This is a genomic window from Xanthobacter variabilis (assembly GCF_043831965.2).
GTDB lineage: Bacteria > Pseudomonadota > Alphaproteobacteria > Rhizobiales > Xanthobacteraceae > Xanthobacter.
Window position 1 is genome coordinate 4,273,589 of sequence record NZ_CM195533.1, and the last position, 25,243, is coordinate 4,298,831.

The window sequence follows — 25,243 nt, forward strand, 5'->3', positions numbered from 1 at the left end:
TCAAGGCCGCCGGCCCGGTCTTTAGAGTTCGAGGCCTCCGGCCAGGTCTTCGAGTTCAAGGCCTCCGGCCACCCTTAGAGCTCAAGGCCTCCGGCCACGTGGCGAATGCCGCGGATTCCAAGCCCGCAATCCGCATTGATCATCACCCCCGAAAGGGTCCGGTTGTCCGCCCGCGAGGCCAGCAGCACGTAAGGGCCGGTGAAGTCCTTCGGCTCCGGGAAGAACTGCAGGGGCAGGATGGCGCGGATGGCTTCCGGCGAGCGCGAATCCATGATGCGCTGGTCCTGCTGGCCGAGGGCCTCGGGCCCGCGCAGGTCGCTCGCCATGCCGCTCGGCGCCACCGCATTCACCCGCACCTTCGGCGCGAGCTCATAGGCGAGCTGGCGCACCAGCCCGACCCCCGCATGCTTGGAGGCGGTGTAGAGTGGCCCGCCGCCACCCGGATAGAATGCCGAATTCGACAGGGTGAAGATGATGGAGCCCTGCGACTTCACCAGCGCCGGCGCCGCCGCCTTCGCCCCCAGCAGATAGCCCTTCACATTGATGGCGAAGAGTTCGTCGAAGGCATCCGGCAGGCGCTCCGGCGCCATGTCCATGAGGCTCGCCCCATGGTCCCACACCGCCGCATTGCCGATGAAGCAGTCGAGCTGGCCGAAGCGGGCGACGGTCTCAGCCACCGCCTTGTCATTGTCGGCCATGGAGCGCACGTCACCGGCAACCGCCACCACATCGACGCCGAAGTCGGCCGTGAGCGCAGCCACCTTCTCCGCCGAGCGCTCCAGCACGCCCACGCGGGCGCCTTCGCCAAGAAAGCGCTCCACCAGGGCCCGGCCGAGGCCCGAGCCGCCGCCGGTGATGAGGGCCACCTGCCCGTCGAGCGCGCCCATCAGGCGCCCCCTTGGGGCACGAGCACATAGATTTCATCGCCCTCCACCTGCACCTCGAAGGTGGCGAGATCGACAGTGGCAGGCTGTGTGAGCGCCTTGCCGGTCTTCAGGCAGAAACGGGCGGTGTGAACCGGGCATTCCACCGTGCAATCATCTTCCAGATAGCCTTCCGCCATGGAAGCGTTGCCGTGGGTGCACAGATCCGCGAGGGCATAGAATTCACCGTCCAGATTGAAGACGGCGACGGCCGGGGACGTGTCCACCCGGCGCGCTTCGCCGGGTGGCAGGTCCGCCGTGGAGCAGACGTGAATTTTTTCCATGATCACAACAGGATGCTGATATTGGCCGACATCAGGGTGAACTCGTCGAGTTCAAGATCGCGGCCGAACAATTCCCATCCGCCGGCCGTTTCCGCACGCCGCAGGCGATCGCGACGGGTGCCGATGAAGGTGTGATGGTCGCGCGCCTTGGCCGCACGGTGGACCATGTAGTTGCAGGCGAGCTCCAGCTCGTCCCCGGCTACCGAGAGGATGCGCACGTTGGACACAAAATGCCGCGTGCGCGAGGCCGGTTCCTCCGACCAGGCCATGCCCGTTTCGAGGCGGGCAATGCGCCGCTCCAGCTGGTACTTGTCCTCGTTGAAGATGTAGGTGGTGGGCGGCTGCAGGCCGCGCCGGCGGTCCCGCACCTGCGCCAGGGTGTTGGTGCCGAGCACGTAGGAGATGTCTTCGGCCAGAAGGTCCAGCCACTCCCGGAACCGGCGCTCGTCGAGCAGAGCGGCTTCGAGATACAGGAACTGCTCCACCTCGTGCTGAAGCTGCGGGGTGACGGCGCCGGCGGGCTCCGCCAGCGGCGCGATGCGGGCGACGGCCTCAAGCATTGACGACCTCCTTCACGAACGAGGTGTTGAGAGCGTCGATCTCGTCCCAGCTTTCAGCGGTCATCATGTCCGCCCAACGCTGGTAGAAGCCGCGCGCGGCGGTTTCCGCGAAGGTGTAGTTGGTCACGCCCGGAATGCCGTCGGTGCGGCGCTCCTCCAGGCCCAGGCCCATCTGGACGCAGAATTCAGTCTTTTGCGCCATGTGGCCGCGCAACACCTTCTGCACCTCCACCCAATTCTCGGAATCGTCCTGCTCCAGGAAGCCGGCAGGGCCGAAGGCGCGGGCGTGGCTCTTCTTCAAAGCCTCCTTCACCTCTTCAGGCGCGGCCTTGTCGGCGATGCAGAAGGCCCACACCTCGATCTGGTTCGGCCCGCGCGGATGCCACACGCGCAGCGTCTGTGTGCCATTGAGCCAGGAGAGGGTCGGGAACATGGTGTTGTGGCCCGCGAGGCGCAAAGCCCGCACGCGGCCGAGGCGACGTTCCGACTCCGGATAGGTTTCGCGGAAGTAATTGGAGACCGCGCCACCCACCCAAACATTGGCATCGGCGCTTTCGGTAAAGAAGAATGCGCTGCCATGGCCGTTTCCGGCGAACTGCACGCCACCCAAGCCATTGGCCCAGGCGGGCTTTGCGGTCTGCCCCTCACCCAGGGGCGAGCCGTCGGGCTTGTTGGTGGGCACCGGCTGAAGCACCTGCACGGCCGAGCCGTGTGTATAGGGCGCATGATACTGATCGGAGCAGAACTGTTCGGCCGCGAACTTCCAATTACACTCGATCACCCACTTGTGGATACCGCCGACAATCTCGGTTCCACCTTCGCGACGATCGAGGAAGCCATCGAGATACCAGGCCATGTCGCCCAGATAATCCTCAAGGCTCGGCGCGCTCTCGTCCCAATTGCCGAAGATCAGGCCCTTATAGGTGGCAAGGCGCGGAACCTTGCGCATGCCCCACTTCGACTTGTCGAGCTTGTTGCGATAGGCCTCTTCCTCCAGCGGCACCGAGGTCAGCGCGCCGTCCAGGCCATAGGCCCAGCCGTGATAGGGGCAGGTGAGAGAGCGGGTATTGCCCTCATCCGCATGGCACAGCTTCATGCCGCGATGGCGGCACTGGTTGAGGAAGGCGGCGACCGAGCCATCCTTCTGGCGCACCACGATCACCGGATCCTCACCCATGAAGGTAGTGAAGAAGTCACCCGCCTTCGGAATCATGCATTCGTGAGCCAGAAACAGCCAGGAGCGCGCGAAGATCCGCTCCAGCTCAAGCTCATAGATCGCCTGATCGGTATAGATGGCTGGTTTGATCGTACCGCGCTGCACGTCGATGAGACTACGGACGCCGAGCTTGTCGTCCATACGCCGATCCTCCCTTTGTGGCTGCTTGGTTCGTTGGTTGTGGACCAAGCCTTGAGATGGGCGACACTAAACATCGACTTAGAACAACCAGAAATATTTTCTTCCTTGCTGTATGAGACATTTTGCGTCTAACTGCGCCCATGGAGCTGAGACACCTTCGCTATTTCGTCGCCGTCGCCGAGGAGCTGAACTTCACCCGTGCGGCGGCGCGCCTGCGTACCGCGCAGCCCTCCTTCAGCCAGCAGATCCGTGACCTGGAGGAGGAGATCGGCACGCCTTTGCTCACCCGGACCAAGAGGCGGGTGGCCCTCACCGAAGCCGGGCGGGTCTTCCTCGATGAGGCCCGCCTGGTGCTCGCCCAGGCCCATCGGGCGGTGGAAATGGCGCGGCGCGCGGCTCAGCTGGATGAGCGCCGTCTCGTCATCGGCTTCCTGCCATCAGCGGAGGTAAAGATCTTTCCCTCCATGCTGACGGTGATGCGGGCGCGCTTTCCCGAGCTCAACCTCGTCTTCCGCAGCCTCACCACCATGGAACAGGAAGAGGCGCTATCGCGCCGGGATATCGATGTGGGCTTTCTGCGCCTGCCGGTGAAGGACCCCGCCCTCCGGCACGTCTCCGTCCTGCGCGAGCGGCTGATGGCGGTGATCCCCGCCGACCACCCCCTCGCCCGAGTTGAGGAAGTCGACATCACGGAGCTCGCCAAGATCCCGTTTCTAAGAATTTCACCCGGCCATGCCGGCGGCCTGCACGATATCGTTGAAGGCTTTCTCAAGGCCAACAAGGCGGAGGTGACGCCAGTCCAGGACGTCGACAACGTGATGACGATGATGACCCTGGTCGGGCTGCGAACCGGATTTTCCATTCTGCCTGACTATGTGGAGCATCTGCTGTTCCGAAATGTCACCACCCGCCCGTTCCGCGGCCGCCAGACTTTCGTTGATCTTGCCATGGTCTGGCACTGCGAAAACGACATGCCCGAGCTGGCCGCCTTTCGGGAACTTGTGCTCGAAGCCCTCGCGCAGAGCACCGACTGAGACGCACTGCGTCTTAATATGCGATGGATTATGTATTGGCGCGGTCCCGGTGCTGTTCTCCATCTTGCCCCGGCTTTCAAAACACAGCCGAGGAACACGCCATGTCGGAAGCGGCCCGGACCACGGTCCCAGCATCCCCTCACCCCACCTCCACCACCCAGCCCGAGCTGCGCTCTCTGTGGTCCGCCATCGCGGGTGGGGACGTGCACCTGCACTATATTGACGCCAAGGGCGTGCGCACGCGCGTGCTGGAGGCCGGCTCGGGCCCGGTGCTGATCCTGCTTCACGGCGTCTCCGGCCATCTCGAGGCCTATCACCGCAACATCCTGCCCCACGCCGAGCATTTCCGGGTGCTGGCGGTGGACATGCTGGGCCACGGCTTCACCGACAAGCCGTCTCGCAATTACGAGATCTCCGATTATGTGGAGCATCTGCGCGATCTCATCGACGCGCTGGGCGTGGAGAAGGTGCACCTTTCGGGCGAATCCCTGGGCGGCTGGGTGGCGGCGCGCTTTGCCGCCACCTATCCCGAGCGCGTGGACCGGCTGGTGCTGAACACCGCCGGCGGCATGATCGCCGACCCCAAGGTGATGGAGCGCCTCAAGACGCTGAGCCTTGCCGCCGTGCGCTCCCCCGACCGGGAGGCCACCCGCAAGCGCCTGGAATTCCTGATGCTCGACCCCACCATCGTCACCGAGGACCTGGTGGAGGCGCGCTTCGCCTGCTTCCGCCGCCCGGGCATGGTGGAGGCCATGGAGCGCATCATGTGCCTCCAGGACATGGATGTGCGCATGCGCAACATGTTGACCCCCGAGGAGCTCGGCCGCATCACCGCCGACACCCTGGTGCTGTGGACCACCCACGATCCGACCGCCTCGGTTGAGGTGGGCCAGCGCATGGCCAGCCAGGTGAAGGGCAGCCGCTTCGTGGTGATGGAAAATTGCGGGCATTGGCCGCAATATGAGGACCCCGACACCTTCAACCGCATCCACATCGACTTCCTGCTGGATCGCTGAGACACGCCATGACTGATCCGCAGACGGCGGCCGTCGCCGCCGACACCGCCATTGCCGCAGTTGCCGAACAGCTGCGGCAGGCGGCCGAGAGTCGCACGCCCTGCGCGCCCATCGCCTCCCTGCTGCCGGCGGGCGACCTTGATGCCGCCTATCGCGTTCAGGAAATCGGTACCCTGCGGGCGCTGGCGGAGGGCCGCGCGCTGGTGGGGCGCAAGATCGGCCTCACCTCCAAGGCGGTGCAGAAGCAGCTCAGCGTGGACCAGCCCGATTACGGCATGCTGTTCGACGACATGGCCGTGCCCGATGGCTGGGAAATTCCCGCCGGCCGCCTGATCCAGCCCAAGGTGGAGGCGGAGATCGCCTTCGTCATGGGCCGCGATCTGGACAGCGAGCGCATCACCCTCGCCGAGGTGATCGGGGCGGTGGACTATGCCGTGCCGGCCATCGAGGTGGTGGATTCGCGCATCGCTGACTGGAAGATCGGCATCGTCGACACCATCGCCGACAATGCCTCCTCGGGCCTCTACGTGCTGGGCAATACCCCCTGCCTGCTGGAGGGGCTCGACCTGCGCCTCGCCGGCATGGCCATGACCTGCCGGGGCGATCTGGTGTCGGTGGGCGTGGGCGCGGCGTGCCTCGGCCATCCGCTGAACGCGGTGTGGTGGCTGGCACGCACCATGGCCCGCGCGGGCCGGCCGCTGCAGGCGGGGGATACGGTGCTCTCCGGCGCACTCGGCCCCATGGTCGCGGTCAAGCCCGGCGAGAGCTATGAGGCGCAGGTGATGGGCCTCGGCTCCGTGCGCGCGACATTCGGGGCCTGACGCTCACGCCCCGCGCGAAGACGAGCGCTGACGATGAAGGCCCGCCACGAGAGATCGTGGCGGGCCTTTTGACGCCATGGGCGGCGAATACCTATGCGAACGATTCCCGGCCATCAATGACTGATCATCCAGGGCCGCGCGGTCGGGAAGCTTTTGGCGCCGGTGGGCGAGACGCGGGTGCGGCTCTTCATCTTGGGCGCGCAGCAGGCGCAGCCAGCCTTGTGCTTGGCGCGCGCGCTCTTCTCCGCATATTCACCCACGCTCATGGGGGCGTTGGCACTGCGCTCATTGGCTGCGAAGGCATTGCGGCGGCCCGCATCCATGCCCGCCACATGGGGTGCGGTGAGGAAAGCGCGCGGGGAGAAGGCCCGGCACTCGGGGCAGGGCTGCGCCTCGTCGCACTGGCTCATCGGGTGCATCTGGGTGAACGGCCCGCAGTCCTCGCACATATAATCATAGACCGGCATGGGCATCCTCCGCGTCATTCGATTGGAAGGAAAAGGCCGCCGGAGCGCGAGCGCCCCGGCGGAGAGGGGTTCAGTCTTCCAGCGCGACGGGCATGTCGATGGAGCCATCAAGGAACTTCTGCGGGCCGGCCGCCGAAGGCTTGATGTCAAAGTCGAAGATCTCGGTGGGCAGCCACAAGGTGGCGCAGGAATTGGGAATATCCACCACGCCCGACAAGTGCCCCTGCACCGGCGCGACGCCGAGCAGCGAATAGGCCTGGGCACCAGAATATCCGAACTTCTTCAGGTATTCGATGGCATTCAGGCAGGCCTGACGGTAGGCCACATTGGCATCGAGATAATGCTGGGTGCCGGTCTCATCCACCGAGATGCCCTCGAAGATGAGATAATCCTTGTAGTTGGGGGTGATGGGCGACGGCTTGAAGATGGGATTCTTGATGCCGTACTTGGTCATCCCTTCCTTGATGAGGTCCACCTTGATGTGGAGCCACGCGCCAAACATCTCGATGGCGCCGCAGAAGGTGATTTCGCCATCGCCCTGGGAGAAGTGCATGTCGCCCATGGAAAGGCCGGCACCGGGCACATAGACCGGGAAGTAAATACGCGAGCCGCGCGACAGATCCTTGATATCGCAATTGCCGCCATGCTCGCGCGGCGGCACCGTGCGCGCGCCTTCCGCCGCCACCCGCGCCTTGTCGTCACCGGTGAGGCGGCCGAGATGGGCGGTCTTGGCGAAGGGTGGGTTGGCCAGCGGCGGGCTGCGGGTGGGGTTGGTGTCAATCAGCGCCTGCTCGCGGGCGTTCCAGGTATCGAGCAGCGACTTCGACGGCAGGGTGCCGATGAGGCCGGGATGGATAAGGCCGGCAAAGCCCACGCCCGGCACATGCCGCGAGCGGGTGAACATGCCCTCGTAATGCCACACGGACTTCTGCGCGAGCGGGAAGTGGTCGGTCAGGAAGCCGCCGCCATTCTTCTTGGAGAAGAAGCCGTTGAAGCCCCATTCATGGCCTTCCAGCGTGCCGGCGTCCAGAATATCCACCACCAGCAGGTCGCCGGGCTCGGCGCCCTTCACGCCGATGGGGCCAGACAGGTAATGCACGGTGGTGAGGTCCACGTCGCGAATGTCGTCCGCGCTGTCATCGTTCTTGATGGCGCCACCGGTCCAGTCCACCGTCTCCACCCGGAAATCGGCACCGGGCTCCACCCACACGGCGATCGGGATATCCGGATGCCAGCGGTTGTGGAGGTTCTCATTCTCCGTGGCCGGCCGCGACAGGTCGACCGAGATCAAGGTCTCAGGCATGGCTCTTCCTCAGGGTTGAAGGCGAAAAAGGTTCATACGGACAGGAACTTGGCGACCTTGGCTTCGTCGATGTCGGCGCGCAGGTCCTCATGGACGATCTCGCCGTTCTCGATCACCAGGACGCGGTCGGCGATGTCGAGGGCGAAGGAGAGCACCTGTTCCGACACCACGATGGACAGGCCCCGCTCATCGCGGATGCGCTTCAGGGTGCGGGCCATCTCGCGGATGATGGAGGGCTGGATGCCCTCGGTGGGCTCGTCCAGCAGCAGCACCTTGGGCCGGGTGGCGAGCGCCCGGGCGATGGCCAATTGCTGTTGCTGGCCGCCGGAAAGGTTGCCACCGCGCCGGTGCTTCATGTCCAGCAACACCGGGAACAGCTCATAGATGTCCGGCGGCACTTTGCTGTCATTGTGGACGATGAGGCCGGTTTCGATGTTCTCCTGAACCGTCATGGAAGAAAAAATCATCCGCCCCTGCGGCACATAGGCGATGCCGCGCGCCACCCGCTGGCAGCTCTTGAGATCGGTGATCGTGTCGGTGCCCAAGGCCACCGTGCCGGAGCGCGTGGGCACCACGCCCATCAGCGATTTCATGAGCGTGGTCTTGCCCATGCCGTTGCGGCCCATGATGGCGACGATCTCCCCCGGCGCCACGCCGAAGGACAAGCCGTGCAGCACCTCGCTCTGGCCATAGGAGACGACGAGGTTGTCGACGTTGAGCATGGTCGGTTCCCCTCAGTGGCCGAGATAGACTTCGATGACTTTGGGATCGGCCTGCACCTTGGCCATGGGCCCCTCGGCGAGGATCTTGCCCTGGTGCAGCACCGTGACCTTGTGGGCGATGTCCTCCACGAACTTCATGTCGTGCTCGATCACGATCACCGAGCGATCCTTGATGATGGTGTTGAGCAATTCCGCCGTCTTCTTACGCTCAGCGACGCTCATTCCGGCCACCGGCTCGTCCAGCATCAAAAGTTCAGGGTCCTGGATCAGCAGCATGCCGATTTCCAGCCACTGCTTCTGGCCGTGGCTTAAGTATTCGGCCCGCTGGTGAAGCTGGTCGGCCAGGAAGATGGTCTTGGCCACCTCCTCCACCCGCCCGATCACTTCCGCATCCCGCTTGAAGGCGAGCGCACCGAACACGCCGCGTCCGCGCGGAAAAGAGATCTCCAGGTTTTCGAACACCGTGAGATCTTCATAGATGGACGGGTTCTGGAACTTGCGCCCCACCCCGGCGCGGACGATCTCGTATTCCTTGAGGCGGGTCAGCTCCGTATTCTTGAACTTCACGGAACCTGATGTGGCTTTGGTGCGGCCGCAGATGAGATCAAGCACCGTGGTCTTGCCGGCACCGTTGGGGCCAATGATGACCCGGATCTCATTCTCATCCACATAGAAGGACAGGTCGTCGACCGCCTTGAAGCCGTCGAAGGAGACGGTCAGCCCCTCCACCGCCAGCAGGAAATCGGGGCCCATCTGGTCGGTGATGACGTTGGTGGCAGCTTGCGCGTTCATGGCTCACCTCCTCATTCAGCCGGAGCGGGCGCGGGGGTGGAGCCGGAGCGCCCCTTGCGACCGAGGAAGGCATCGATGCGCGGCTCCACATGGCTGCGGTAGAGGCCCGCAAGGCCGTTGGGGAACAGCAGCACCACCGCGATGAACAGGGCGCCGAGACCGAACAGCCACAGCTCCGGAAAGCTTTCGGAGAAGGAGGTCTTCGCCCAGTTCACCAGCAGCGTGCCGTAGACCGCGCCGAACAGAGAGAGCCGTCCGCCCACCGCCGTGTAGATAACCATTTCGATGGACGGCACGATGCCGACGAAGGACGGCGACATGAAGCCCACCTGCAGGGTGAACATGGCCCCGCCCACGCCCGCCAGCGCCGCCGCCAGGCAGAACACGAACACCTTGAAGCTCGCCACGTCGTAGCCGGAGAACCGCACCCGGTCTTCCTTGTCGCGCATGGCGACGAGGATGCGCCCGAGCTTGGAGCCGCGCACCAGCAGGCACAACCCGATGGCCCCGAGCAGCAGCGCCACGTTCACGAAATAAAGGATGGTCTTGGCGCTGTCGGTGCGGATGTCCCAACCCGCCAGGGTCCGCAGGTCGGTGATGCCGTTGATGCCGCCCGTATAGCCCTGCTGGCCGACGATGAGGATCGTCATGATGGCCGCCAGCGCCTGGGTGATGATGGCGAAGTAGACGCCGCCCACCCGCCGCTTGAACATGGGAAAGGACACGATGAAGGCGAACGCCATGGGCACCAGAACCACCGCCAGCAAGGAGAGCGGAAGCGACTTGAAGGGCACCCAAAAGAAGGGCAGCTCGGTAATCTGGTTCCAGTCCATGAAATCGGGAATACCGGGGGTAGACTGGATCTTGGTGGCCTCTAGCGTGGAGGACTGAAGCTTCAGATACATGGCCATGGCATAGCCGCCGAGGCCGAAGAACACCCCCTGGCCGAGGGAGAGGATGCCCGCATTGCCCCAGCACAGCACCAGGCCCACTGCCACGAAGGCATAGGTGAGATACTTGCCCACCATGTTGAGGCGGAAGGGCTCCAGCACCAGCGGCAGCACCACCGCCAGAAGCACGGCAAGGAGAAGAAGGCCAATGAGGTTCTTGAAACGGGGGGAGAGCGCTTGCGTCATGTCAGGCCTCCTCAGCGCCGGACCTTGAGGACGAACAGGCCTTCCGGGCGCACCATGAGGATGCAGACCACCACCAGCAGCGTGAGCACCTTGGCCATGGAACCGGACATGAAGAATTCCATGGTCGATTGCGCCTGGGAGATGGTGAAGGCCGAAGCGATGGTGCCCGCGAGGGAGGCCGCGCCGCCGAACACCACCACCAGGAAGGTGTCGACGATGTAGAGCTGGCCCGCCGTGGGACCCGTGGACCCGATCATGGTGAAGGCGCTGCCAGCGATGCCGGCGATGCCGCAGCCGAGGCCGAAGGTGAAGCGGTCCACCCGCTCGCTGTCGATGCCCACCGCGCCCGCCATGGGCCGGTTCAGCACCACGGCCCGCACCTGCAGGCCCCAGCGCGAGCGGAACATGAGCAGATAGACGGCGATGGCAATGAGGGTGGTGAGGCCCATCACGAACAGGCCGTTGATCTGCACCTCAATGGTGTCGGTGATGGCGAGCGAGCCCATCATCCATTCGGGCAGCTCCACCCCCACCTCGCGGGCGCCGAAGATGGAGCGGAACGCCTGCTGCATGATGAGGGAGAGGCCCCAGGTGGCCAGCAGCGTGTCGAGCGGGCGCTTGTAGAGGAAGCGGATCATGCTCCACTCCACCAGCATTCCCAGCGCGCCGGAGGCACAGAAGGCCACCACCATGGCGACGAAGAAGTAGATTCCGTAGAGCCCCGGCGCAAACGCCTGGAACGCCTGCGAGGTGAGGTAGGTCATGTAGGCGCCGAGGATCATGAACTCGCCGTGCGCCATGTTGATCACGCCCATCTGGCCAAAGATGATGGCGAGACCCAGCGACATGAGCACGAAGACGGAGAACAGGATCAGGCCGGCGAAGGCCTGCATGGCGAAGATGGAGCCGAGCTCCCCCAGCGAATATCCCATGAACATCGAAGCACTCCGCAGCGGCTCCGGCCGCATGACCCCGGGCCCCTCCTCGGGCCGGATGGAGCCCGCCCGCGCCGCGCGCGGACGGGTGGCGCGCCGCTTTTCAGGCGAAAGCGGCGCGGCGTGCGAGCGCTCGGCTCACTGGTAGCCCTTGGGGAAGGGGTTCGGCTCCACCAGCTCGGCGGTCTCGTAGAGCACGTCGAACTGTCCATCCGGGCGCGCCTTGCCGACGCGGGTCTTGCTCCACAGATGGTGGTTCTCGTGGATGCGCACATAGCCTTCCGGCGCCTTGTCGAAGGCGACGCCCGGGGAGGCCGCGGCCACCTTGTCGATGTCGAAGGAGCCGGCCTTCTCCACCGTGAGCTTCCACAGCCAGGGGCCGAGATAGGCGGCCTGGGTCACGTCGCCGATGACCATGTTGGGGCCATAGGCCTTCTTGAACGCCTCGACGAACGCCTTGTTGTTGGGATTGTCGAGGGATTGGAAATACTTCATGCAGGCGAGCGCGCCCGCGATATTCTCTCCGCCGATGCCCAGGATCTCGTCTTCCGTCACCGAAATGGTGAGCAGGGTCTGCTTGGACAGGTCGATGCCGGCCGCCTTGAGCTGCTTGTAGAAGGCGACGTTGGAACCGCCGACGATGATGGCGTAGATGACATCCGGCTTCTTCAGCTTGATCTTGTTGATGGCCGAATTGAACTGGGTGTGACCGAGCGGGAAATATTCCTCACCCACCACCTTCAGGTTGAGGAAGTTCTCGATGTGCTTGCGGGCGATCTTGTTGGAGGTGCGCGGCCAGATATAGTCCGATCCCAGGAGATAGAAGGTCTGCGCGCCGCGATTCTGCACCACCCAGTTGAGGCCGGCAATGATCTGCTGCGTCGCCTCCTGGCCCGTATAGATGACGTTCTTGGACTGCTCCAGGCCTTCATAGAAGGTCGGATAATAGAGCATGCCGTTATACTGCTCGAACACCGGCAGAACCGCCTTGCGCGAGGCGGAGGTCCAGCAACCGAACACCGAGGCGCACTTGTCCTGCACCAGGAGCTTCTTGGCCTTCTCCGCGAAGGTCGGCCAATCGGAGGCGCCGTCTTCCTGAACGTACTTGATCTTGCGACCCAGCACGCCGCCGGAGGCGTTGATCTGGTCGATGGCGAGCTTTTCCGCCTGTACCGATCCGGTTTCGGAAATGGCCATGGTCCCGGTGACCGAGTGCAGGATGCCCACCGTCACTTCCGTGTCCGTCACGGCAAGCCCGGTCGTATTCACGGCGGACGTCGCCGGCGCCTGGGCGAAGGCCGACGACGAGAAGAAGGCGGACGCCCCGAAAGCCGAAGCAACGGGCATGGCCGCGAGGCCCTTCAGGATTTGGCGCCGCCCCAGGTTCATCTGGGACAGACCTCGACCGGACCGCTGATCATCAGAAGACATACTTCCCCCTCCATCGCGATGACAGGATGGTTTCAAAGTGTCTGGAAGCTTTTTGGTGGGGTGATGCTTCCCGGGTTCGGGCCGGATCAGCAATACGTCAATTGACGTATATGGCCCGCGACAGGTCCGTTTATCTTGGCCCTGGACGCTCGGCGGGACTGGGCGGCGCGGCGGGAGGTGACAAATCCGCGGCGAAGCACGACACTGCCCCGCCGAACGAAACCGGCACCGGGTTTCACCCGGGCCACAGCCGGCGGCGACCGGCAGGAGGCGGCCACAGCGCAGCCCCTTGCCGGGCGCCGAAACCATAATGGCGGCAAGCCGAACAGAGACTGTCGGGAGCGATGCAAGAGGAGGTCCTTTCGAACCAGCCGGCGATGGGACCTGAAGCCATGGGGGCGGAACAGAGGATTGTCCGCGTCAGACGCCAGTACAATCAATGGGTGCGTAACGAGACACTGGAAGACTTCGCGCTGCGCTTCACCGCGAAGAGCGCCCGGCGCTGGTCCGCATTCCGGGTGGCGAACACGGCGCTTGGCGCCATCTCCTTCCTGGCGCTGGAGGCCATCGGCGGGGCGGTGACGCTCAGCTATGGATTCACCAATGCGGTGGCGGCCATCCTGGCGGTCAGCGCCATCATCTTCGCCACCGGCCTGCCCATCAGCTATTACGCCGCCCGTTTCGGGGTGGATATCGACCTGCTCACCCGCGGGGCGGGCTTCGGCTATCTCGGCTCCACGGTCACCTCGCTGATCTACGCCTCCTTCACCTTCATCTTCTTCGCCATCGAGGCGGTGATCCTGGCGCTGGCGCTGGAGATGAGCTTCGGCATCCCGCTCGCCATCGGCTATGTGATGGGGGCAGTGGCGGTGATCCCCCTCGTCACCCACGGCATCACCTTCATCAGCCGGTTCCAGACCTGGACCCAGCCCTTGTGGCTGGGGCTTCATCTGGTGCCGCTCGGCCTTCTGCTGGTTCACCGCGAAAGCCAGCTTCCCGAATGGATGGCGTTTGCCGGCCAGTGGGGCCCGCCGGACGGGCGCTTCGACCTTCTCGCCTTCGGCTCCGCCTCCACCGTGGTGTTCGCGCTGGTGGCGCAGATCGGCGAGCAGGTGGACTTCCTGCGCTTCCTGCCGCAGCGCAAGGGCGTGGGCGACCTGCGCTGGTGGGGCAGCCTGCTGGCGGCCGGCCCGGGCTGGATCGTGCCCGGCGCGCTGAAGATGCTGGCGGGTTCCTTCCTCGCCTATCTGGTGTTTGAAAGCGGGGTGCCCCTGGCCGCCGCGGCCGAGCCGACGCGCATGTATCTGCTGGCGTTCCAGGATGTGGTGCCGTCGCACCAGGCGGCCTTGGTGCTCACCGGCCTGTTCGTCATCGTCTCCCAGCTGAAGATCAACGTCACCAATTCCTATGCGGGCTCCATCGCCTGGTCGAACTTCTTCTCCCGCCTCACCCACTCACATCCGGGGCGGGTGGTGTGGCTGGTGTTCAACGTCACCATCGCGCTGCTGCTCATGGAGCTGGGCATCTACAAGGCGCTGGACCAGATCCTCGGCATCTATGCCATCATCGCGGTGGCCTGGGTGGCGGCGCTGGTGGGGGACCTGGTGGTGAACAAGCCGCTCGGCCTCTCCCCGCCCACCATCGAGTTCAAGCGCGCCCATCTCTATGACATCAACCCGGTGGGCGTGGGCGCGGTGCTCATCGGCACCAGCCTCGCCCTCACCGCCTATGCCGGCCTTCTGGGCGTGACCGCACAGGCGCTGTGCGTGTTCATCGCCCTCATCGCTTCCTTCCTCGCCGCTCCCGCCATCGCCTTCGCCACCGGCGGACGCTATTACATGGCCCGCGAGCCCAAGACCGATTGGGCGCCCGCCGCCCAACGCCACAACGGCCTGGTGCGCTGCTGTATCTGCGAGCATCGGTTCGAAGCGGAGGACATGGCCCAGTGCCCGGTCTATGCTGGCCCCATCTGCTCCCTGTGCTGCTCGCTGGATGCGCGCTGCAACGACCGCTGTAAGAGCAAGGCCCGCGCCTCCGACCAGCTCATGGGCGTGCTGGCCGCGACCCTGCCCCAGGCCGTGGTGGGCCGGCTCTATACCCGCGTGGGGCATTATCTCGCCATCCTCGCTTTGCTGGCCGGCGTCATCGGCGGCATCCTGGCGCTCATCTATTCCCACGCCCGCCTGGAATCGCCCCTGCATGGCGATGCCATCCGCACCACCCTGTGGACGCTTTATTTCGTGCTGATGATCATCGTCGGCGTGGTGGCGTGGCTGTTCGTGCTGGCCCAGGAGAGCCGGCGCGTGGCGCAGGAGGAAAGCCAGCGCCAGACCGCCCTCCTCATGCGCGAGATCGAGGCCCACAAGCGCACCGACGCCAAGCTGCAAAAGGCCAAGGAGGCGGCCGAGGCGGCCAATCTGGCCAAGAGCCGCTATGTGGTGGGCATCAGCCACGAGCTGCGCACGCCACTCAACGCCATTCTCGGCTATGCCCAGCTCCTGGAGCGCGACAGCTCCATTCCCGCCCACCGGCGCGACGCTATCCGGGTGGTGCGCCGCTCGTCCGAGCACCTGTCGGGCCTCATTGACGGCCTGCTGGACATCTCCAAGATCGAAGCCGGTCGGCTGCACCTCTATCGCGACGAGGTGCGTATCCACGAGCTCCTGGACCAGATCGTGGACATGTTCCGCCTCCAGGCCCAGGCGCGGGGAATCGAGTTCCGCCACGCCCGCTCGCCGCGCCTGCCACAGGTGGTGCACACCGACGAGAAGCGGCTGCGACAGATCCTCATCAACCTGCTCTCCAACGCCATCAAGTTCACGGCCCGCGGGCATGTGACCTTCTCGGTGGCCTATCGCAACCAAGTGGCGGAGTTCGAGATCACCGACAGCGGCATTGGCATTCCGGCCGAGGAACGTGAGCGCATCTTCGAGCCGTTCGAGCGGGGCAGCCGGGCGGGCACTTTCAACACCATCGGCATCGGGCTCGGCCTCACCATCACCAAGCTGCTCACGGAGATCATGGGCGGCGACATCTCGCTGCAGAGCGAGGTGGACACCGGCACCACGTTCAGGGTTCGCCTGCTGCTCTCCGAGGCCGCGCCGCGCCCCGACACCGCGCCCGCGGAACGGCGTATCGAGGGCTATGAGGGGCCGCCGCGCACCGTGCTCGTGGCTGATGACGATGCCGCCCATCGCGATCTCATGTGCGAGCTGCTGCGTCCGCTCGGCTTCATCGTCTTCACCGCGGATGACGGGCCGAGCTCGGTCGCCATGGCGGCTGAGGTCAAGCCTGATCTGGTGCTGCTCGACATCTCCATGCCCCACCTCACCGGCTGGGATGTGGCCGAGGCGCTGCGCACCAAGGTTGCGCCCAGCTCCCACATCATCATGATTTCCGCCAATGCCGGCGACATCACCCGCACGGACGAAGCCTCCTTCCATGACGACCAGTGCGTGAAGCCGGTCGACATGCGCACGCTGCTGGAGAAGATCCGCACCCTGCTGGGTCTCGAATGGACTTTCGAGGCCGACAGCCCCGCTTTGCCGGCCGCCGCGCCCGACACCGTGGCCCCGCCCGCGGCCGCCCATATCGAGGAGCTGCTGAAGCTCGGCCGCATCGGCTATGTGCGCGGCATCCGCGCCAAGCTGGAGGCGCTGGCGGAGGAATCCCCCGCCCATGGGCCATTCGTGGCCCAGATGAACGACATCGTCCGCAATTTCGACCTCAACCGCTACATGGCCGTTCTGGAGGCCTTCCGCAGCGATGATCCATAGCGCGACACGGCGTGACATCGTCCTGGTGGTGGACGATTCGCCCGAAACCCTGAGCCTGCTCACCGACGCCCTCGAAGATGCGGGCGTCACCGTGCTGGTGGCCACGGAGGGCGCCAACGCCCTCACTCTGGTCCAGCAGATCACCCCGGACGTGATCCTCATGGACGCGGTCATGCCCGGGCTCGACGGCTTCGAAACCTGCCGGCGGCTGAAGGCCGACAAGGCGCTGGCCCATGTGCCCGTCATCTTCATGACGGGCCTTTCGGAAACCGAGCACATCGTGCGCGGGCTCGATGCCGGCGGGGTGGATTACGTGGCCAAGCCCGTGGTGCCGGATGAGATCATTGCCCGCATGCGCGTGCATCTGGCCAATGCCCGCCAGACCCAGAGCGCCCAGGTGGCGCTCGACGCCGCCGGCCGCTTCCTCATGTCGGCGTCGCTGGACGGGCGCGTGCTGTGGAGTACGCCGCAAGCGAACCGGCTCATCGGCACGCACCTGCAGACCGTGGCTGGCGAGGGCTATCTGCTGCCGGAGGCGGTGCGCACCTGGCTCGCGGCCATGCGCGCGGGCCCGGCGGCTGGCGGCGCCGACACCATCAACCTCACCGATGCCGAGGGGACCGCGCGCCTGAGCTTCTCCTATGTGGGGCAGGTCGGCCCCCAGGAACTGCTGCTGCGCGTGGCCGAGGTGGAGCGTGTGAGCAGCGAGGACGTACTGCGCCGCGCCTTCGGCCTGACCTCGCGCGAAGCCGAGGTGCTGGGCTGGATCGCCCACGGCAAGCCCAACCGCGACATCGCCGAGATCCTCGGCCTTTCGCCACGCACGGTGAACAAGCACCTGGAGCAGATCTACGCCAAGATCGGGGTGGAAAATCGCGCCTCCGCGGCGGCCGCCGCCGTGCGCGCCCTGTCCGCCCGCTGACGCCCCGCCGGGACCCTCGGCCCCGGTCTTCTCCCGGTGCCAATCCGGTCCGCTGCAACGCTACGCGGGGTTGACCCCGGGGCCCATGGGGACCGCTCATCGGCCATGGGCGTCCCATGAAAAAAGGGGGCCGAAGCCCCCTCCTTCACAGGTGTTGAACCCGCCTCAGAAGTTCACTGAGAAGCGCAGCGTGCCCATGTTACGCGAGGTGTGCTCGGAGAAGGCGCCCTCATATTCCGCCCGCAGGTTCATGCCGTGCTTGACCGCCGCGAGGTCCAGCCCCGCGCCGACCCGCCCGTAGACCGTGTCCAGCGGCAACACCACGTCGAGGCCGCCCAGCCCCAAAGGCGCGCTCACCAAAGCGGTGTTGGAGGTCCAGGAATCGGTGGTGGAGAAGGTGCCCCCGAACCGGGCATAGCCCCGCAGCACGAAATCCGGATCGAGGTTGATGCGCGCGCCCACCTCGACACCGGGGGTGGCAAGGCCGGTCCACTGGTCGCTGCCCGCCACCACGCGATCGAGCACGCCGGCGCCCATTTCCGTGTAGCCGGACATGCTGTTGTAGAGCACGTCCAGGTCCACGAAGGGACGGGCATAGAAGCTCTCCGCGCCCACCGTATAGGCGATGCGCCCACGCCCGCCGAAGCCCCACAGATCGTTGGTGCCCTTGGCGATGCCGCCGATGGTGCCGAGATAGATGGAACGCTCGCCATCGAAGCTGCCATAGGAGCCGGTGAGCGCGGCGGCGAACAGCCACGGCCCGGTCTCGTACTTCACCGTCACGCCACCCCAGCCGCTGCTGCCGTCGATAGACATGTTGGCGGAGCTGATGCGGCTGTCGTCATAGCCGCCGGCGAGGCCCAGGAACCAGCCGGACGCCACCTCCTTCTGCATGCCCATGGCGAAGCTGTAGGTGGTGCTGCCATAGCCGCCAGCCCCGTCGAAGGCGCTCTGGTCGAAGCTCTGCCCCGCGCCCACGGCCCACATGCAGCTGGTCTGGGTGACGATGGCGGTTTCGCCCTGGAACACCGGGCAGCTCATCAGCCGATCGAGATGCTGCTGGGCCAGCGCGATGTTCTCGCCCGCCGGCGCATTGGCCGTGCCCTCCCCGAGCTGGGACAGCGCATTGGCATAAAGGCCGCTGTCGAGGGTGGACAGGTGGCCGAACACCGAGCCATAGCCGCTGCCACCGCTGTTCCAGATGCCCTGCAGATAGTTCGCCACCCGCTGCTCGATAGTGTTGAGGCTGCCGCCCGAATTGGAGAAATCGGCGGTGGCGATCACCGAATAGGCGCTGCCGGACTTGTCGACCACATAGTCGAACACGTTGCTGGTGGAGCCATCCAGCGTGCCCACCGCCACACCGTCCACCTCGAGGAAGGTGAGCTTGCGGTTCGGCAGCAGGGAGGAGGCCACCACCTCCACCCGCCCCTTCAGCTCCGCATCGCCCCCCACCGACAACAGGTCGATGGTGCCGCCGGCGAAGTCAGCATTGGCGATGATGACGCCGCTTTCGCCCTGGGTGAGCGATCCGGAAAGGCGGGTGGTGCGATCGCTTTCCAATGCGCCCAGCACCAGGGTGCCGTCATTCACCAGATGGCCCGCCATGGCACTGCCGGCGACCAGCGTGCCGTCGCTGGCATTGGTGAAGGTGCCGTAGCTCGTCACGCTCTTGCTCTTCGCCGACGTGGCCACGAGAGCGTCGCCGTTGGAGAAGGTGCTGCCCGCGGTGAGATCCCAATTGCCCGCCACCGCGCCGTGATTGGTCACGTTGGTGATGCCCTCGCCGGTGGAGCGGATGGCGAGGTTGGAGGTGGCGCTGAGGAAGCCGGTGGACGAGATCAGGATGGAGTTGGTGGTGCTGTCGGAGTCCACCCAGATGGCGGTACCATCTTCGCCATAGCCGCCGATCACCTTGCCATTCACGTTGATGGAGACCCCGCCGCTCGACGAGGTGCTATAGCCATTCTGGCCGACGCTCTGGGCGAAAATGCCCACCGCGTTTTCGCCGGTGGTATAGATGAGCCCGCCCGCGCCTTCGGTGATGGTCACCTTGCCGCCGCTGCCCAGGGAGCCGGTTCCGCCGGTCGAGCCCGCGATCACGGACAGCCCGTCATTGCTAGACCTCACGCCGCCGCCGGCGCCCACGCTCTGGGCGAAGATGCCGTAGGCGCTCGCGCCCGTGGTGGTGATGGAGCTGTTGCCGGTGTTGACGGTGACATCGCCGCCATTGCCGGAAGTCGCGAAATTGGTCCCATCCTGCGATGTCGCCATGCTCATGGTGGTGGTTCCGCCGGCGAAGCCGACGATGCCGCCGCCGCCGCCCACCGACTGGGCGAAGATGGCGTGCGCGCCATCGCCCGATGTGGCGATTGAACTGTCATCATGCAGCGCCACGCTGACCGTGCCGCCATTGGAATAACCGGTGGAGCCACCGAGCTCGTAAGCGCCGGTTTTGGTGCTGCTGCCCGCCTGGCGGAACACCAGGCCGCCACCGCCGCCGATGCTCTGCGCCAGGATGCCATAGGCATTCGCCCCGCTGGTCACGATGGTGAGATACGGCAGGTTCGTGGCATCGAACGTCACCGCCCCGCCATCGCCGATCACCCCGGAGCCACCCGCAGACAGGGAGACGTCGCCGCCGAATTGCAGGATGCCGGGCGTCAGGGTGAAGCCGTCGCCCGCCACGCCGCCACCGCCGCCGATGGACTGGAGGAACACGGCCATAGCGGCGTCGCCCTGGGTGGTGACGCTGGTGGGCCCGCTGCCGCTCGCCGAGGCCAGGGTGACGCTGCCGCCATTGCCCATATCGGCGGAGGTAAGGCCGCGGCTGGCGCCGAGGGAGAAATAGCCGCTGGAATTGGTCTGTGCCGATCCCGCCGTGCCGCCGCCACCGCCCACGCTCTGCCCCAGGATGCCATAGGAGGCGTAACCGGCCGTGGAGATCACCGAATCCGCCAGGGTCACGCTCACCGTGCCACCGTCGCCCGCGGCGCCGCCCGTGGAGCCGAGGGCGATGTTCGCGTTGAGCTTCATGATGCTGCCAATGCCGGACGAGCCGCCCGCCACCGCCGCCCCGCCATCGCCACCGCCGCCGCCGACGGACTGCGCCGACACCCCATAGGCATAATCATCCAGGGTCGCAACGGTGCTGTCGGTCAGGGAGACCTTCACCGTGCCGCCATTGCCGCCGGTTCCCCCATCGCCGCCCAGGGAGAGGGAGATATTGAGGGAGGGCAGGAAATTGCTGAGGGAATCCCGCATGGCCTGCGACCAGCCAGCCCCATCCTGAACCTTCTTCAGGATATCGGTCATGTAGTTCGCGATGCCGCTCACGAACTTCTTGTCCGCCTTCAGGTCATCGATGACGTTGGGATCGTCGGAGGAGCCCGAGGAGCCGGCCGAGCCGCCCTTGCCGCCGCCGCCGCCCACGCTCATGGCGGAAATGCCGGTGGCGCCCTCGGCGCTGGTGGTCACCGTGGTGCCGGTGAGGGCCACATTCACCGTGCCGCCATCGCCGCCGCTGCCGCCCGTATTGCCGTTCTTGATGGTGACGGAGGAGGTGAGCTTGCCCACTGTCCAACCGGTGGTGGACCCGCTAATGACCTTGCCCACCTCATCCAGGCTCGGCAGGCCGAGCTGGAACGAGCCGCCGCCGGAATTGCCGCCGCCGCCGCCCGTGCTTTCCGCGAGGATGCCGATGGCGCCATCGCCATAGGTCTGGATGGAGGTGCCGGTGAAGGCGGTCACGTTCACCTCGCCGCCGGTGCCGCCGCCCGTGCCCTGCCCGCCGAGGGTCAGCCCGAACTTCAGCGCCGTGCTGCCGCTGGTACCGTTCTGGGTGGAGCCCGAGCCGCTGCCCGCATTGCCGCCGCCCCCGCCCTGCGACTGGGCGAGCAGGCCATAGGCAGCGTCCCCGAGGGTAACGATCTGCACAGGATCGGTCGCCGCGTCCGCGTCGGCCACGCCATCGGTTCCGCCCAGGGTGACGTTCACCGTCCCGCCATTTCCGCTGGTGCCGCCATTGGAACCCACATTGAGCGTGAGATCCACGTTGTAATTGGCCTGCCCCGTCACCTTCGACAGGGTCTTGAAGCCGAAGGTGGTGGAATTGGACGATGAATCGCCACCCGTGCCGCCGCCCCCGCCAATGGACTGCACCATGAGCGCATGGGCCCCATTGCCATAGGTCAGGATGCTGACATCGCTCGCGAGATTGAGGGTCGCGGTGCCGCCATTGCCGCCTCCGCCGCCATCGCCGCCCGCCGAATAAGTGAGGGAAACCGCGAAGCCTGAAAGCCCCTCGCTCCCCGGAATGGTCACATCCTGCACGAAGGCCTTCGCGGCCGAGGCGCCGCCCAGGCCGCCGCCGCCGCCGATGGACTGCACGAGCACGCCATAGGAATCCACGGCCAGCGGATCGAGCACCGTGCCATAGGCGGCGTCTTCCGGATTGGTGGCGTCCTGCACGCTCGCGGCGGTCACGATGGTGGTCTTCGTGAGGTTCACGGTTGCCGCGCCCGCGTTGCCGCCGTCCCCGCCCTGTCCACCCGCGGCCACAGCGGCGCCGAAGCCCGCGCTGGCCGTCATGTCGAACGCCGAGCCGCCGACACCACCGCCGCCGCCCACCGATTGCGCCACCAGGCCCACCGACTGCGAGCCCAGCGTCTTGATAACGAGGCCATTGCCGCTGACGCTCACGGCGCCGCCCGCCCCGCCGGCGCCACCCGCCCCGCCAATGGCGAGGCTCACGCCCACCGAGGTGGCGGTGACATTGCCGCCATCGCCGCCGCCGCCGCCCACCGACTGGGCGATGATGGCTGCGGCCAGATCCCCCTCGGTGGAGATGGTGCCGCCCGCATTCACGTTCACCGCGCCGCCGCCGCCACCGCCGCCCCCCTGGCCGCCGATGGAGGCGAGATTGTCCGCCGAGCCACCGGCCCCGCCGCCGCCGCCGATGCTCTGGGCGAGGATGCCGATGCCGTTGAAGCCCGTGGTGAGGATGGAGCCCAGGTTCGTCACCTGGACAGTGCCGCCATTGGTGGCAAAGCCGGCGGAGCCGCCCAGGCCCGTATTGGCCATGTCCAGATTGCCGCCATCGCCGCCATCGCCCGAAATGGACTGGGCCAGGATGCCGACGGCGGCCATGCCGCTGGTGCTGAGGGAGCCGGTCGCGGAATTGGTGGCGATCACCTCGCCCACCACGCCGGCCGACGCGCCCGTACCGGCCGAGACGAAGAAGATGCCGCCGGTCTGGCCGCCGCCGCCGCCGCCGCCGGTGGCGGCCACGGCCTGGATGGCGGCGGAATCGTCGCCCAGGGTGGTGATGACGCCGTTGTTCACGGCCTCCACCGCCGTCAGCACGCCATTGACGGTGGAGCCGGCCTGGCCGCCCGTGCCGCCATCCCCGCCATGACTCGATCCGACGTTCGAGACGGTGTTGCCGTTGCCGCCAAAGCCGCTGATGCTGATGGCCACGAGGCCCCCGGAGGCATCGCCCTGGGTGGTGATGGTGGCGCCGGCATCCACCGTTGCACTGACCAAGCCGCTACTGCCGCCATTGCCACCATTGCGCGGGCTGCCGGTCATGTTGACCTCGCCAATGCCGCCATTGCCACCGGACCCGCCCGCGGAATAGGCGATCACGCCGGCGGACGAATAGCCGTTGGTGGTGACGCTGGAACCCGCCCCGAGCTCCACCGTGACGGAGCCGCCCGATCCCGCATTGCCGCCGCCGCCGGCATCGCCGGAATTGCCCGACTTGCGGTCGCCGCCATTGCCGCCATTGCCGCCGATGGAGAGGGCGACGATGCCCGCCGAATAATCACCATTGGTGGCCACGGACGTATTGGTCAGGCTCACGGTCACCGCGTCGGCGCTACCGCCCGCAGAGCCGTTGCCGGCGTCGGAGTTCCAGCCATAATAGCTCGCGCCATCGCCACCCACCCCGCCGATGGCCGCCGCCACCACGCCCGGCGCCAGGGTGCCGGATGCGGTGATCACCGTCCCATTGGAGAGGCTGACCGACAGGGCCCCCGCCGAGCCACCCACGCCGCCATCCGTCTTGCTGCCGCCGTAGGGCTCGCCATCATTGTCCTTAGAATTGCCGGTGCCGCCGGCGCCGCCCGCATTGCGCGCCTCCACGCCGGCCATGGCATTGCCCGAAACGGACACCTGTGCGCCGGTGATGCTCACGCTGGTGAGGGTGTCGCCGATGCCCGCGTCGCCACCAGCGCCGGCGGCCGCATCATTGCCATAGGTCAGGCCGCCGTTCCGGCCCTGGGAGAGGGCGGCCACCGCCGCGCCGGTCAGCGCGGTGCTGGCCAGCTTGCCCGTGTCGTCATAGGCGATGGCCCCTGCGGTGTTCTGCGCCACCACGGTCACGTCAGCATCGGCGGTGAGGGTCACAACCGCGCCATAGGCGCTGCCACCCGCCCCGCCATTAAAGCCCTTCTGGGCCTTGTTTGGGCTCACCCCGCCTTCGGACCCGGCGACCACGCCATAGAGCTGGGATTCGCCAACGCCCGGTCCGGCGCCCTGCCAGGTCCAATAGACGCTCACCGGCGCGGTGCTATAAACGCTCGCGAGGCCGCCGGAGCCACCAAAACGCGCGTCGCTCGCCGTGCTTTCGCCCGCAGATCCGCCGAACGAGGACGCCTGCAAGGCGCTGATAGCGCTGCCCATACTGCCGCCCGTGGACCCCACGACGAACGAGGTGGCGCTGCCAATATTGACCGCCGCATAATTCTCCAGCTGCACGGTGCCGCCAAAGCCGCCCGAGCCGCCGCTTGCGCCCTTGCCGCCATCCCCGCCTGTGGCGGTCGCGAGCACCAGGGCAAGGCCGCCCGGGAACTCCCCGAGGGCGGTGATGGCCTGGGAGTTGTTGACATAGACACCGCCCAGCGCGCTGCCGCCATTGCCGCCGCCATAGGCATTGTCATCGCCGGAATACTGGCCGCCATTGCCGCCCACGGCCTGGCCCAGCAGGGCGGAGATCGGGACGTATGACGAGGCCTGCCCGGTGACGGTGATGGCACCGGAATCATGGGCGATCAGACTGAGATAGCCCGCCGCACTGCCATCCTTCGCGCGGCTGGAGCTGGAGTCCGCGCCCGCGACCCCCAGCGCGCTGGCGGAGACGCCAACGGCCGTGCTGCCCCCGATGGAGAGGGTGAAGGTGCCGTAATCGTCGACCGAAAGCGCGCCCGCGCTCGCCGCCGCCGGGGCGGTGTAGGTTCCCGCCGAGATGGTGCAGGCCACGCCACCGGAGACATCGGCGCAACTCGGCACGGCCGTCTGCGCCACCGCCGCACCGCTGGAGATGGCCATGAAGAGCGGCGCGAGGGAGAGCACACCAAGGGGCAGATCGCGGACCAGCGCGCGGCGCGCGCGGGGGGTCTGGGGAAGGTTGAGGGGGCGCGGATCGGCAGCGGAAAGGGACACGGGGAGATCTCCGGAAGCGATAAATGGCGCGGACGCTGCCTTGGCGAGAAGATCGCGGTGCGTCTTCCGCTTTCTTCAGCGTCAACGGCCACGCACAGAGGCGCGGGCTTGGAATTGCTGCGGGGCAGATCTTCAATTGCGGGCCTGCGGGCGACTCAGATGCCCGGCGCGCGAATTAATTCGAGTAAAATGCGAATTTATACATCGGCTCAGCACCTCGCGAGGCCATCTGCGCGGTTCTGCACTTGATATTCAGAGCAGATGACCGCATCACATTTGCGCCGGGGCAGACCTTTCCCCTGTGACATCCAGGTTTTGCAG

The 25,243-nt window shown here is 66.2% G+C and carries 17 protein-coding genes; 5 read left to right on the forward strand and 12 right to left on the reverse strand.

Annotated features, from left to right (window positions below; translation table 11 throughout):
- Positions 1-74 precede the first annotated feature (74 nt).
- Genes hcaB through hcaE form a run of 4 tightly spaced genes read right to left on the reverse strand, consistent with a single transcriptional unit; the run spans position 75 to position 3,124 of the window.
- Positions 75-887 (reverse strand): 3-phenylpropionate-dihydrodiol/cinnamic acid-dihydrodiol dehydrogenase, encoded by an 813-nt coding sequence (gene hcaB, locus V5F26_RS18585; RefSeq protein WP_394055755.1) that lies wholly within the window; start codon positions 885-887, stop codon positions 75-77.
- Positions 887-1,207 carry a 3-phenylpropionate/cinnamic acid dioxygenase ferredoxin subunit gene (gene hcaC / locus V5F26_RS18590; RefSeq protein ID WP_394055757.1) on the reverse strand — a complete coding sequence of 107 codons (321 nt, stop codon included), beginning with the start codon at positions 1,205-1,207 and terminating at the stop codon, positions 887-889. Before hcaC ends, hcaB begins: the two co-directional genes overlap by 1 nt.
- Positions 1,208-1,209: 2 nt before the next feature.
- The gene (hcaF, locus tag V5F26_RS18595) at positions 1,210-1,767 is read right to left on the reverse strand and encodes a 3-phenylpropionate/cinnamic acid dioxygenase subunit beta (RefSeq protein WP_394947126.1); all 558 of its coding nucleotides are present in this window, start codon (positions 1,765-1,767) and stop codon (positions 1,210-1,212) included.
- Positions 1,760-3,124 (reverse strand): 3-phenylpropionate/cinnamic acid dioxygenase subunit alpha, encoded by a 1,365-nt coding sequence (gene hcaE / locus V5F26_RS18600; protein ID WP_234051732.1) that lies wholly within the window; start codon positions 3,122-3,124, stop codon positions 1,760-1,762. Before hcaE ends, hcaF begins: the two co-directional genes overlap by 8 nt.
- A 140-nt stretch (positions 3,125-3,264) precedes the next feature.
- Here hcaE and V5F26_RS18605 point away from each other — a divergent pair, with 140 nt between their 5' ends.
- From V5F26_RS18605 to V5F26_RS18615, 3 genes are all read left to right on the forward strand, one after another.
- The gene (locus V5F26_RS18605) at positions 3,265-4,158 is read left to right on the forward strand and encodes a LysR substrate-binding domain-containing protein (protein WP_394947125.1); all 894 of its coding nucleotides are present in this window, start codon (positions 3,265-3,267) and stop codon (positions 4,156-4,158) included.
- Between the two features lie 101 nt (positions 4,159-4,259).
- Complete coding sequence (locus V5F26_RS18610; protein WP_394947124.1) at positions 4,260-5,174, forward strand: alpha/beta fold hydrolase; 915 nt, start codon at positions 4,260-4,262, stop codon at positions 5,172-5,174.
- Between the two features lie 8 nt (positions 5,175-5,182).
- Positions 5,183-5,995: a 2-keto-4-pentenoate hydratase gene (locus tag V5F26_RS18615; RefSeq protein WP_394947123.1), complete on the forward strand. Its 813-nt coding sequence runs from the start codon at positions 5,183-5,185 to the stop codon at positions 5,993-5,995.
- A gap of 113 nt (positions 5,996-6,108) precedes the next feature.
- Here the strand turns inward: V5F26_RS18615 and V5F26_RS18620 are convergent, their stop codons facing one another.
- The 7 genes from V5F26_RS18620 to urtA form a co-directional block, all read right to left on the reverse strand.
- Entirely contained in the window at positions 6,109-6,462 is a 354-nt protein-coding gene (locus V5F26_RS18620; RefSeq protein ID WP_234051728.1) for an FmdB family zinc ribbon protein, read from the reverse strand.
- A 70-nt stretch (positions 6,463-6,532) separates the two neighbouring features.
- The gene (gene fmdA, locus V5F26_RS18625; protein ID WP_234051727.1) at positions 6,533-7,765 is read right to left on the reverse strand and encodes a formamidase; all 1,233 of its coding nucleotides are present in this window, start codon (positions 7,763-7,765) and stop codon (positions 6,533-6,535) included.
- A gap of 32 nt (positions 7,766-7,797) precedes the next feature.
- On the reverse strand, positions 7,798-8,487 hold the full coding sequence (gene urtE, locus V5F26_RS18630; RefSeq protein ID WP_234051726.1) for an urea ABC transporter ATP-binding subunit UrtE: 690 nt from the start codon (positions 8,485-8,487) through the stop codon (positions 7,798-7,800).
- A 12-nt stretch (positions 8,488-8,499) separates the two neighbouring features.
- The gene (gene urtD / locus V5F26_RS18635) at positions 8,500-9,279 is read right to left on the reverse strand and encodes an urea ABC transporter ATP-binding protein UrtD (protein ID WP_394055767.1); all 780 of its coding nucleotides are present in this window, start codon (positions 9,277-9,279) and stop codon (positions 8,500-8,502) included.
- Between the two features lie 11 nt (positions 9,280-9,290).
- Positions 9,291-10,415, reverse strand: a complete 1,125-nt coding sequence (gene urtC / locus V5F26_RS18640; RefSeq protein ID WP_234051724.1) for an urea ABC transporter permease subunit UrtC — start codon at positions 10,413-10,415, stop codon at positions 9,291-9,293.
- An 11-nt stretch (positions 10,416-10,426) separates the two neighbouring features.
- Entirely contained in the window at positions 10,427-11,353 is a 927-nt protein-coding gene (urtB, locus tag V5F26_RS18645) for an urea ABC transporter permease subunit UrtB (protein WP_234051723.1), read from the reverse strand.
- Positions 11,354-11,488: 135 nt separating this feature from the next.
- The gene (gene urtA / locus V5F26_RS18650) at positions 11,489-12,697 is read right to left on the reverse strand and encodes an urea ABC transporter substrate-binding protein (RefSeq protein ID WP_234051911.1); all 1,209 of its coding nucleotides are present in this window, start codon (positions 12,695-12,697) and stop codon (positions 11,489-11,491) included.
- Positions 12,698-13,173: 476 nt separating this feature from the next.
- On the opposite strand from urtA, the gene V5F26_RS18655 reads away from it, so the two are divergent.
- Both V5F26_RS18655 and V5F26_RS18660 read left to right on the forward strand, forming a co-directional pair.
- The gene (locus tag V5F26_RS18655; RefSeq protein ID WP_394947398.1) at positions 13,174-16,557 is read left to right on the forward strand and encodes a hybrid sensor histidine kinase/response regulator; all 3,384 of its coding nucleotides are present in this window, start codon (positions 13,174-13,176) and stop codon (positions 16,555-16,557) included.
- Positions 16,547-17,479: a response regulator gene (locus tag V5F26_RS18660; RefSeq protein WP_394055770.1), complete on the forward strand. Its 933-nt coding sequence runs from the start codon at positions 16,547-16,549 to the stop codon at positions 17,477-17,479. The genes V5F26_RS18655 and V5F26_RS18660 overlap by 11 nt, the downstream gene beginning before the upstream one ends.
- A gap of 165 nt (positions 17,480-17,644) precedes the next feature.
- Here the strand turns inward: V5F26_RS18660 and V5F26_RS18665 are convergent, their stop codons facing one another.
- A complete protein-coding gene (locus V5F26_RS18665; RefSeq protein WP_394947122.1) occupies positions 17,645-24,922 on the reverse strand; it encodes a hypothetical protein in 7,278 nt (2,425 codons plus the stop codon).
- Positions 24,923-25,243: the final 321 nt, after the last annotated feature.